This is a genomic window from Methylobacterium sp. WL8, from assembly GCF_008040045.1.
Lineage (GTDB): Bacteria > Pseudomonadota > Alphaproteobacteria > Rhizobiales > Beijerinckiaceae > Methylobacterium > Methylobacterium cerastii.
In genome coordinates, this window is the sequence record NZ_VRVF01000123.1 from 1 (window position 1) to 7,651 (window position 7,651).

General features: G+C 65.1%; 10 protein-coding genes and 1 pseudogene. 5 read left to right on the forward strand and 6 right to left on the reverse strand.

The annotated features are described in order from the left end of the window. Window positions 1-97 precede the first annotated feature (97 nt). From FV234_RS24540 to FV234_RS24555, 4 genes are all read right to left on the reverse strand, one after another. Window positions 98-922: a toprim domain-containing protein gene (locus FV234_RS24540; protein WP_147832248.1), complete on the reverse strand. Its 825-nt coding sequence runs from the start codon at window positions 920-922 to the stop codon at window positions 98-100. A 107-nt stretch (window positions 923-1,029) separates the two neighbouring features. Next, the gene (locus tag FV234_RS24545) at window positions 1,030-1,425 is read right to left on the reverse strand and encodes a hypothetical protein (protein ID WP_147832251.1); all 396 of its coding nucleotides are present in this window, start codon (window positions 1,423-1,425) and stop codon (window positions 1,030-1,032) included. Continuing rightward, entirely contained in the window at window positions 1,422-1,670 is a 249-nt protein-coding gene (locus tag FV234_RS24550) for a hypothetical protein (protein ID WP_147832253.1), read from the reverse strand. The genes FV234_RS24545 and FV234_RS24550 overlap by 4 nt, the downstream gene beginning before the upstream one ends. 556 nt (window positions 1,671-2,226) lie before the next feature. Then, entirely contained in the window at window positions 2,227-2,484 is a 258-nt protein-coding gene (locus FV234_RS24555; protein WP_210250972.1) for a hypothetical protein, read from the reverse strand. Window positions 2,485-2,650: 166 nt separating this feature from the next. On the opposite strand from FV234_RS24555, the gene FV234_RS24560 reads away from it, so the two are divergent. Then, window positions 2,651-3,250, forward strand: coding sequence for a hypothetical protein (locus FV234_RS24560; RefSeq protein WP_147832255.1), 600 nt, complete (start codon window positions 2,651-2,653; stop codon window positions 3,248-3,250). Window positions 3,251-3,345: 95 nt separating this feature from the next. Continuing rightward, the gene (locus FV234_RS26535) at window positions 3,346-3,741 is read left to right on the forward strand and encodes a hypothetical protein (RefSeq protein ID WP_210250974.1); all 396 of its coding nucleotides are present in this window, start codon (window positions 3,346-3,348) and stop codon (window positions 3,739-3,741) included. 150 nt (window positions 3,742-3,891) lie between these two features. Here the strand turns inward: FV234_RS26535 and FV234_RS24570 are convergent, their stop codons facing one another. Next, window positions 3,892-4,275: a VOC family protein gene (locus FV234_RS24570; RefSeq protein ID WP_147832259.1), complete on the reverse strand. Its 384-nt coding sequence runs from the start codon at window positions 4,273-4,275 to the stop codon at window positions 3,892-3,894. Window positions 4,276-4,938: 663 nt separating this feature from the next. On the opposite strand from FV234_RS24570, the gene FV234_RS24575 reads away from it, so the two are divergent. Further along, window positions 4,939-5,121, forward strand: coding sequence for a hypothetical protein (locus tag FV234_RS24575; RefSeq protein WP_147832261.1), 183 nt, complete (start codon window positions 4,939-4,941; stop codon window positions 5,119-5,121). A gap of 74 nt (window positions 5,122-5,195) precedes the next feature. Here the strand turns inward: FV234_RS24575 and FV234_RS24580 are convergent, their stop codons facing one another. Further along, complete coding sequence (locus FV234_RS24580; RefSeq protein ID WP_147832263.1) at window positions 5,196-5,531, reverse strand: hypothetical protein; 336 nt, start codon at window positions 5,529-5,531, stop codon at window positions 5,196-5,198. A gap of 1,169 nt (window positions 5,532-6,700) precedes the next feature. On the opposite strand from FV234_RS24580, the gene FV234_RS24590 reads away from it, so the two are divergent. After that, window positions 6,701-7,006 (forward strand): HU family DNA-binding protein, encoded by a 306-nt coding sequence (locus FV234_RS24590; RefSeq protein ID WP_147832267.1) that lies wholly within the window; start codon window positions 6,701-6,703, stop codon window positions 7,004-7,006. A gap of 519 nt (window positions 7,007-7,525) precedes the next feature. Next, window positions 7,526-7,651: pseudogene (locus FV234_RS24595) on the forward strand (IS256 family transposase); the annotation flags it as partial.

Sequence of the window (7,651 nt, forward strand, 5' to 3'; positions counted from 1 at the left end):
GCGCCGGGTGGGGGCGCGAACCTGCCATCGTCCTCCGGGTCGGGGAGGAAAGGCCGGCGGTCGAAGTAGTCGGATGGCTCGTGCTGACCGTTAAATGTCACGCAGCCACCTCATCCGCTCGGATTGCGTCGTTGAGGTCGCCTGCGACCTTCAGCACGATGATCTCGACGGTTCGCCCCTCACGATGCCAGCGGGTGCCGACCTCGCGGGCCGCGCGGTCACTGGCGCCAGAGTCGCCGGTCTCGCCGAGGACGGTCAGGCCCTCGACGCCTGCCACGACCGGGAAGCCGCGCACGGCATCGACGGACCCGAGCGCCCATGTCGGGCGGACGCCGAGCTGCCGGGCGGTCAAGCAGGTCTCGACGCCTTCGCCAATCGCAAGGCCGAGCGTCACGTTCTCGTCGAGGTCCAGCTTGATTGCGGCGCCGGCTGCGGTCCCGAGCATTTTGCGGCCGACCTTGCGCCCGTCTGCGGTCAATGCGGTCCGGTGGATGCCGACCAGAGCGTTCGTGTGGATGCAGCGCAGCGCGGCCACCATCGCCGGAGCCGTGCCAGTGTCCCACGGGCAGCGAGGGTGAAAGCGCAGCGCCGTGCCGGCCACCTCGTCGGGCAGTTCGAGGCGGCGCGACCGCAAGTAGTCGGCGATAATCGTCCCGCGCGGGTCGGTGGCGGCCTCCCAAATCGCCAGAGCGCGGCGCTGGCGGGCGGCGACCTCTGCGGCCTCGCGCTCCTCCGCCTCACGGCGTTTTGCGCGGCGTTGCATGCTCTCGATTGGATCGGGTTGCCGGTCTGGGCTATCCGTCCGCCAATGGTCGGTCGGCAGGCCGAGCGCGCCGGCAACGTGCTCCTCGCAGTCGCGCCAATCGTCGCCCGCGTAGGAATGGCAGACGAAGCCTTTGCGCGACGAGTGCGAGAGCTTCACGGATAGGGACCGATCGGTCCGACGATGGCCGGGGCCAGGTGCAAGCACTTGCTGGCCGTGGACCTTGCCGCCGAGGGCGCGGGCGATTTCAGGCAGAGAGAGTGCTGTCATCCTCGACGGCCTCCATCGTGCGAGGGCGAAGGCGCCGCGCCGGAGGGCGCGACGAGGCTGTTCAGGGTGGCGGCGTTGTGGGGGGCAAGGAACGCATAAGCCTGCGCCGCCTCGGCTTCCGACACGTCGGTCTCGATGCCCTCGGGCGCGTAGCCGATCACGCGATGGGTGAGGCCCGGCGCAATCTGTCGGAGCCCGCAGTAAGCCCGGAAACCGGCCGGGATCACGGGTCGAAGCCCGACGCGGATTGCGGCCTCTTGCACCTCGGCGCGGGCGGCGAGGCGGATGCGGTGGCGACGATCGGGGCGGCGTCGGAAGAACCGGAGGTCACTGCCAAGGACGGCAACAAGCTCCGGCATCAGGTGGTCTAGGCGGGGGTCGGACCCGATCATGCGGCGTCCCCGTCATCATCGAGGAACGTCGCGCCGATGGAGCGGGCGAGTTCGCGGCCCTCTGCCATCGCGTCGGCGCGGTCGGCGTGCCAACCGTGGAGGCCGGCGCTGTCACCTGATCGGCTGAAATCGGCGACGAGCCAGCCGCCGTTCTCTCCCTCGACCAAGTAGACCGTGCCTCCGCCGCGAACGCGCATCGGCTCCGCAGGGCTGCGGGTTTGGAATGGGATCACGCGAGCGCTCATGCCGCTCCTCCATTCCGGGGAGCGGGGCGACGCTCGTCGGTAAGGGATGCGGCCGACAAGATCGCGGCCGAGGCACAGCGTATCGCGTAGAGGGTGCCCCGCACGTCGCCGAGGGCAGTGAACTCGCCTGCTGTCCGGCAGTACGCTTCGGCGGTCGCCACTGCGTCGCCGATGGCGCCGAGCACCGGCATCGGATCGGCTGGCACAGGATAGGGTCGGAGGGCTGGGCGCTGGGTCATCGCGCACCCCGCAGGTTCTCAGGGACCGCAAAGGCCAGCGAGGCGATCACAGCCCGGACGGCGGGGCTCAAGGGCACATGGGCTGCGACGGCACGGGCACGCAGCGCATCGACCTCTGGTCCGTCGGGCGGGGGCATTGGAACTGGCCGGCTCGAAACGGCTCGGTGGGAAATGGTTTTCGTCATTGTGGCACTCCTCTGAGGGGGTGCCGGCTTGAAAATCAGTGGCGCGACTTGCGCGGATGCGCTAGATACAACGGTGCTGAAGCGCTGTTCTAAGTTCCGCCGTCGGTCCTGATCTCTGGGCCGGCGGCTTTTCTATGCGGCGAGCGACTCGGGCTGCATGCCGAGCAGCTTTCGAGCGACATGCGCAGGCACGAGCACCGCGCGACCGATCTTCACGGCCTCCACGTCGCCAGCGTCGATCGCTCCGTAGAGACCGCCGCGGCTCATGCCGATTGCATCAGCAAGCGCGGCGACGCGCACGTTCTTACCGTTCCTGATCCGCTCAAGAAGCTCCAGCATCCCGTTCGGGCGGGGCGTCGGCTGCGCCTGCTCCATCGTGTGTGCCTGCATTTCGACCTCCGTTGGCTCGGCCTGACAGAGGTTCTTTCACAGGACGCCAGGTAATGCAACGCATTTTGCAGCGTTGTGCTGCGCTACGCGATTGACGGGCGTACCGGCTGTGGTTTAGGGCTGCTGACGCGAAAGACAGAGACGACACAGCGGACAGGAGAGATTGATGCCCGCCAAGCTGCCGGACGGTGAAGGGAAGAGGTTCGCCGTCACCATTCGAACGACGCGCGAACTCAAGGACCGCGTTGAGGCGACCGCCGCCGCCTCCAACCGCTCCGTTGCGCAAGAAATAGAACGGCGCATCCAATACAGCTTCAATATGGAAGATCACGAAGTTGCTTTGGAAAATACGGAAATATCAAAGTCGATAGACAAAGAAACTAACGACATGATCACGTGCATGCGCGCTTCGATTGGCGCTGCGATTTTTTTTTTTTATGTTAAGTGGAAATACGAGATCTACACGCGAGCCTCTGTAAGGGCGGCGGTTATTGCGGTGCTGGATACTACATTTAAGAAATATCCGGTTGATATAGATCCTGACGCCCTGGATAGGGCGCGCGCCACTCAGGCCGACAAGTTTGGTCGCCTGGCAGGTCGGATGATCTCGGGTGCGCAGAGCGACCCGGCCATGCGTGCTTGGATCTCCGAGATGGCTGACGCGGCGGAAGCTCGCGAAGGACTCAGCGCGAGCGAGAACGAGATAGACCCTAAAATGAGACCTTCTGCCACAATCAATGCTTTAATCGGCAAGGACGTGGCGTAACTAGAACGACACGGGTGCCATTAAACGAAATTCAGTGAGTATTACCCTAGCCATGCCTCTCGCGTTACTCTCCTGCATCACGCGGAGAGGACGCCATGCGCTCGGGCACGCTATCTCGGACCCGGATATTCAGGGCTGACCCTGATCTAGATGCGGCTGTTGCTGCTCGTGCGGCGCGTCAGGGTGTGCCGGTCTCGGCCTTCCTGCGCGACACGCTCCGCGGAGCCGTGTTGGCGCCTCCGATCGTCAGCCGCCCCTACGGCATCCACGCTCACGTTCCTGCCGCCAGCATTCCCGACGTGTGGCCCGAGGTCGTCGGCATGCTCGCCGCGGCGTGCGCCCGTCCCGGTTGCGATGAAACTACCGACACGCTGCGCACGGCCTGCGAACGCGAACAGGCGGGGGAGGAGCGTCCTGGCGCGGTACGCCCGCCACTCGCGGAACCAAGCGCGCACCATCCACCCGAGCGTGCCGAGGCCGAGCACGACTAACAGGGCGACGACCCATAGCGGCATGTCGGCGGTGGTCGGAACCTGCGCAGGTTGCATCACGGCAAGATGGCTAGCCTGAGCGCGAGTGTCGAGGTGCATCCGGGTCCTCTTCGCCGCGCCCATGCAACGCGGCGAAGAAGGGTCAGTGGCTCAGCTCTCGATGCGATGAAGGGCGCAGAGTTTGTTGCCGTCCGGGTCGCGCAGGTATGCGAGGTACATCTTTCCAGCGGAACCCGTGCGCTCACCCGGCGGATCTTCGACAGAGGTCCCCCCGTTCGCGACGCCGGCCTCATGCCAAGCCTTGGCCTCCTCAGCGCTTTCCATGGTGAAGCCGATGGTGCCACCGTTCGCTCCGAACGCAGCCTTCCCGTCAACAGGCTTGGTGATAAGGAGGCGACCACCTCGGTGGTCATAGACCAACCGGCCATTCGCATCCGTGATGCCGGAAGGCCCACCCGTCGCGGCGAACAAGGCGTCGTAGAACGCCTTCGTCCGGGCCATGTCGTTGCTGCCGATCGTGATATGGCTGAACACTGAGCCTTCTCCGTTCCTGTGAGCGGCTTCGGCTACCGCGTCCGACCCCGAACGTACAGGCTGTCCGCCTCCGCCCGTGAGGGCGCTCTGGAGGGCTGAACTCGAAGACCCATCGCCGGCTCTGACTGTCGGGAACCGAAATACCCATTCCCTGACTGTAGATTTGCCGACACGTTTTCCCGACAGGTTTGGCCCGGCTAGGGGCGTAAAATCGGACCGCCCGTTAAACTGACGGAAAAACGGTCGTTTCTCCGACCTGTCTCTAGAGGCAAGTGGAAGGGGTGGCTTAAGCCGGATCTCGGTCTATCCGCTCCTCGATGATCAGCGACGACAAGGTCATTCATTGCCCCTCTTCGCGATTTGGCGCAGCCAACATTCCGCGGACATCGTGGCTCCCAACGCCGTCGCAAAGGCGTAGGGCGACTGGGTCACGGATGTGGTGGACAACGCCGTAATGCTCCACCGATAAGAGCCCGGGTGTTGCCCGCTCGGGAACACTGAGATCACATGGCCGCGTTTCGTGTGACTTGTCATACCCTTGGTCATGCCACGCGGGTGCGAGCCTATTGTGGCCGGGGCAGCTTCGATAGGATTTCGAACTAACCGACTACCCGGCTCGCAACGCCATGTTGTCGGGGTGACCACGTCTCGCTACAGCGCGCCATGGACAAGCTCGAAGCCCTTCTGGACCGCCTCAAGACCCGTCAGCGCGACCTCATCATGGAAGCCGCTGAGTACGACACGATGCCGGCGGACAGCACCCTGAAACGGATCGCGGAGCTTGAGAACGCTATCGCGGCGGTGGAGGCGGTGGCTGACGAGGAACGGGGTCGGCGGCCACGATAAAGTGCAATAACCGGCTGCGGAGTTGGCGCGCTGACACCTCACCTAGGATCAAGCTTCGCCTGTGCAGGTGTTCTTCAAACCGAGCACGAGCCACCATCGCTACCGCCTGTTCCGGAGTCGCAGCCGGAGCTGCTGCCGGGAGAGCTATCCGATGAGTTTGACGAGCCGCTGTTTCCGTATTTCCGGCCTTTGAACCAATCGCCTTCGCGCCACATCTGGATCAGCGTCCACCCACCCGTGATCGCCACCCATGCGAGAAGCAAGGTCACAAGGCGTGGAGCATCAAGATGCTGGTCTGGCCAAACCAGCCATGACCAGATCGCGCCCCCGCCGATGTAAGCACTGCCGACGATGAGCACCCCGCCAAGAAAGGCGTGGCGGAACTCAACCGGACGCGGCTCGATCTCCATGGAAACCTCCGTCTGACCCGAGAATATGGTGCTGCGCGATTAAGAGCACCATCAGCTCGTTGCTCGATCCATTCTACTGCGTGTGCGGATAGCCGACTGAGCGGATCGGTTGACGTCGTCCGCCGCTAGTCGGCAGCCCTTTCGCGGTCTCTCACCCTCTGAATCAACAGGGTAGGAAACAGGAGTATTCGTGCCCTGCCGGGTTTGGCACCCACCCCCTACGCCCGTGGATCGGCGTGCCAGCCTCAACCACGCGGCCCATGCTTGATCGACGACCGTGATCAGGTTCGTGTCGCTCCTGAACCGTGATAGGCGTCGTTCGTCTACGGTGATGAGCCCGAGTGTGCGAGCCTCACGCAGGGCGCGCCGAACGGACGTTTCACTGACTCCAGCCAGCGAAGCGACCGCTCCGATCGCTAGGGCGCATCGCCCCCGCTTCGCCACCTCAGCTGCGATCACAGCAAGCACTGCCTGCTCTGCCAGGGTGAACCGTGCCGCAAGGACCGGAGGGAGCCTGCCAGAGGCCGCCCAGCGGCGACGGCGGGCCATCGAGGCATCCGTGCGCGGTCGCGAGCCTGTGCGGCTCCTGGGGGCTCCTGCGCGGTTCTCGACCTGTTCGGCAGATCGTTCGGTTCCTGACAGTTGCCGCGCTTCGATCAGTCCGGACAGCGTCTCGGCCTCGGCCTCGGACAGGTGTCCTTCCCCGAACGCCTTCCACAGCGCGGACGCGACAGCCGGCAACGCGGCGCGCGGGGCCGCCTCCGCCTGTTGGCGGATCTCGTAGGCATAGTTCATCGCTCACAGCCCTGCTCGGGCCGCGTCAAAGCAGGGGGCGCAGCGATAGCTGTCCCCGGCAAAAGGCAAAGCGCCATCGCCTCGGGGAACGACCCCGATTGACTCCCGGCGGGAGCTATGATGTCTGGGGAGCTGTAAGCGGTCTCCGCAGACCCATCGATTTCGACGGCCTCACCCTTGCCGGGGTGGGGCCGTTGGCGTTTTGGGCTTAGGTCTTTCTCGCGGCGCTAATCCCTTGATCCTCGCCGGCTCACGACTCGCCATAGGGCGCGTAGAAGCCGGACATGGCATGTCGGCTGGGGCACACGGTTAAGTCAACGGTAAGGGGCGCGGCCGGGCTTGCTACGCGGAGCTGGCAGCCTCATCCCGGCGCGATGATCCGGTCCGACCTCGTCCTACGCCTCGCCGCCCAAAACCCGCATCTCTACGAGCGAGACTGCCAAGCGGTGGTCGATGCGATCCTCGGCCGCGTCGCGGACGCACTGGTCACGGGCGATCGGGTGGAGATCCGCGGGTTCGGGTCGTTCTTGGTGAAGGAGCGGCAGGCGCGAGCCGGGCGCAACCCAAAAACCGGAGCGCCGGTGTCGGTCTCGGCCAAAGGCGCGCTTGTCTTCAAGGCCGGCAAAGAGATGCGGGATCGTCTGTACCCACAAGAGAGGCAGGCCCGTCCCCCGATCTGATCACGGGGCGACGGGTGCTTCGTCCATCACACCAGCGAACCGGTCCTGAGCCCGGCTTGAGGGCACGGTGCCCATGATCGGTTACCGGCAGGTCAACGACCTGACCAACCGGCTCCCGGATGGGAGGCGGCACACCCGTCTCGGCATTCCCGGTGAGGGGAGGGAGCGGGCGGAACGGTGACTTCGCTTCGCTCGTGACGACGACCCCGGCCTAGGGCAGGCGTGCACTGATGCGTCGGCCCCTTCGCTCTGTCTTCTTACGGTGACGACGGATCAGTGCACGGGGCTCAGGCCGCCATCCTGAGCACGTCCGGCGGCGCCTCCTGCCGGGATCGGAACGTGGCTGCAAAGGCTGCGAGATAGGGCGCCGGATCTGCACCTCGCGGGACATCCGGTAGCGCAGGCAGATCCCCAGACTTCAAGAGGCTGTAGAACTTCCTCCGGCCGACCCCGATTACGATCCAGGGCTTCAGCGCCTCCATGGAAGAGGATCGGGGCCGAACGCCCTCCTGGTCGCGCATGGCCCTGCGCGGGCTGATGGAGAAGAGTGCCGACGCCGATCTGCTGCGTGAGATGATCGGTTTTGCAGCCGAGCGACTGATGGAGCTGGAGGTGGGCGGCCTGACCGGCGCGGCCCACGGCGAG

Bases quoted from the DNA above. Each gene is read 5' to 3' on its own strand.
- FV234_RS24545 (WP_147832251.1), bottom strand. From the start codon at position 1,425: ATGATCGGGTCCGACCCCCGCCTAGACCACCTGATGCCGGAGCTTGTT.
- FV234_RS24550 (WP_147832253.1), bottom strand. From the start codon at position 1,670: ATGAGCGCTCGCGTGATCCCATTCCAAACCCGCAGCCCTGCGGAGCCG.
- FV234_RS24555 (WP_210250972.1), bottom strand. From the start codon at position 2,484: ATGCAGGCACACACGATGGAGCAGGCGCAGCCGACGCCCCGCCCGAAC.
- FV234_RS24560 (WP_147832255.1), top strand. From the start codon at position 2,651: ATGCCCGCCAAGCTGCCGGACGGTGAAGGGAAGAGGTTCGCCGTCACC.
- FV234_RS26535 (WP_210250974.1), top strand. From the start codon at position 3,346: ATGCGCTCGGGCACGCTATCTCGGACCCGGATATTCAGGGCTGACCCT.
- FV234_RS24575 (WP_147832261.1), top strand. From the start codon at position 4,939: ATGGACAAGCTCGAAGCCCTTCTGGACCGCCTCAAGACCCGTCAGCGC.
- FV234_RS24580 (WP_147832263.1), bottom strand. From the start codon at position 5,531: ATGGAGATCGAGCCGCGTCCGGTTGAGTTCCGCCACGCCTTTCTTGGC.
- FV234_RS24590 (WP_147832267.1), top strand. From the start codon at position 6,701: ATGATCCGGTCCGACCTCGTCCTACGCCTCGCCGCCCAAAACCCGCAT.